This is a genomic window from Streptomyces sp. NPDC057638 (assembly GCF_042800315.1).
In the GTDB taxonomy this organism is placed as follows: domain Bacteria; phylum Actinomycetota; class Actinomycetes; order Streptomycetales; family Streptomycetaceae; genus Streptomyces.
Map to the genome: position 1 here is coordinate 1 of NZ_JBHVHF010000620.1, position 1,108 is coordinate 1,108.

Genomic DNA, 1,108 nt, shown 5'->3' on the forward strand with positions numbered 1-1,108 from the left:
CCTGAGTGTGACCCGGGGGCCGGGCGGTCCCCCCCCGTGGCTCCCCGCCGCCCGGCGGGGCGCCACGGGGGAACACGGACGGCGGCTGAGGGCGCCGCGCCAGGCCCTAGAGTGGTGACGTTTCGGCACGACAGGGCGAGGGGGCCACACAGTGCGGCGTTTCGAACGGCTCCGGGAGATCCGGCGGATGGACCCGGAGCGGGACTTTCTCCAGGTGTACCGGCTCATCACCCAGTACGAGTTCCCCTGGGACTTCGCCCGGGCACTTGAGCTGGCCCTCTTCCGGACCTACGCCGTGCCCGGCATCGGCGGACTGCTCGCCCGTACGGCGGAGTTCACCGAGCGGGCGCAGAAGCGGTACGACGACACCGCCCTGTTGCTCGACGCCGTGGTGGAGCACGGCTTCGAGACCGAGCAGGGGCGGACCGCGATCCGCCGGATCAACCAGATGCACCGCTCCTACGACATCTCCAACGACGACATGCGCTATGTGCTGTGCACCTTCGTCGTCATGCCCAAGCGGTGGACCGACCGCTACGGCTGGCGTCGGCTCACCGGGCACGAGCTGCGCGCCTGTGTCGCGTACTACCGTCATCTCGGTCATCACATGGGGATCCGTGATCTCCCGGAGAGCTACGAGGAGTTCGAGCGGTGCCTCGACTCCTACGAGGAAGCGCACTTCGGCTGGGACGAGGGCGGGCGCGCGGTCGCCGACGCGACACTCGACCTGATGGCCTCCTGGTACCCCCGGCCCCTCGCCCCGGCGGCCCGCGCGGGCGCCGTCGCGCTGCTCGACGAGCCGCTTCTGAGGGCCTTCCGCCTCAAAGCCGCCGCGCCCGCCCTGCGTTCGACGGTGGAGGGCGCGCTGCGGCTGCGGGGCCGGGCGGTGCGGCTGGTGCTGCCACCGAGGCGGTCGCCCCACTTCGGGCGGCAGAACCGCGAGATCAAGGGGTATCGCCAGGGGTACCGCCTGGCCGACCTCGGCACCTTCCCGGGACCTGGTGCGGTGGGCTGTCCCGTACCGCACCGCCGGGCCGGGGAGTCCACGGCCGCCCCGGCCACCGAGGCCAGCGCCGACCCGGCCGCCCCGGGCGAGGCCGTCTGAGCC

1 protein-coding gene is annotated in these 1,108 nt (G+C 72.8%); it reads left to right on the top strand.

Annotation, left to right across the window (positions count from 1 at the left end):
- The first annotated feature begins 151 nt into the window (after positions 1 to 151).
- Positions 152 to 1,105, top strand: coding sequence for an oxygenase MpaB family protein (locus ACFVIM_RS35265; RefSeq protein ID WP_384310491.1), 954 nt, complete (start codon positions 152 to 154; stop codon positions 1,103 to 1,105).
- Positions 1,106 to 1,108 lie beyond the last annotated feature (3 nt).